1 protein-coding gene is annotated in these 725 nt (G+C 47.4%); it reads left to right on the forward strand.

The window, feature by feature from the left end; all coding sequences use genetic code 11:
• Window positions 1-519 precede the first annotated feature (519 nt).
• Window positions 520-725 (forward strand): dihydropteroate synthase (locus ACTD9P_RS29630; protein WP_171995213.1); only part of this gene is annotated, 206 nt, incomplete at its 3' end.

Here is a 725-nt window from a genome sequence, read left to right on the forward strand (position 1 = left end):
GCCATTAGTAACAGGAGTGCACGAGAAGATAGATTAAGAGGTCTTGAAGTAGAGGCCTGACTGCGGCTACACTGAAAGAACAGTTTTGGTAATGGCGGTCTCGTGAACCCTGTTACCGGGTTAAGCAGTTCCCCAACTGACTTAACCTTCGAACAAACCGCCTCCCCAGGCGGTTTTTTCGTTTACAGAGCAAGAGATTACGATTCATTGAAAAGGATCTCAAGAAGATCCTTTGTAGATTACTATCAATTAATCTTCCGAACATGACACCAGTCACTGTTGATTACGGTTAAACCGCTCCGTAACAGGTTTCCCTCGTATTGGTGACTTGCAGCACCAAAGAAGCAAAAAAGATAAATATATCTACTTATTGAGAGATGATATATTTATTTCCAAAATGCTACAGATACATCATCATGAAACGGATCACCGCAAACAGGTTACTCGCCTGGGGATTCCCTTTCGACCCGAGCATCCGTATGAGACTCATGCTCGATTATTATTATTATAGAAGCCCCCATGAATAAATCGCTCATCATTTTCGGCATCGTCAACATAACCTCGGACAGTTTCTCCGATGGAGGCCGGTATCTGGCGCCAGACGCAGCCATTGCGCAGGCGCGTAAGCTGATGGCCGAGGGGGCAGATGTGATCGACCTCGGTCCGGCATCCAGCAATCCCGACGCCGCGCCTGTTTCGTCCGACACAGAAATCGCGCGTATCGC

The sequence above is a fragment of the Pseudomonas onubensis genome (assembly GCF_965653655.1).
Classification (GTDB): Bacteria; Pseudomonadota; Gammaproteobacteria; order Pseudomonadales; family Pseudomonadaceae; genus Aquipseudomonas.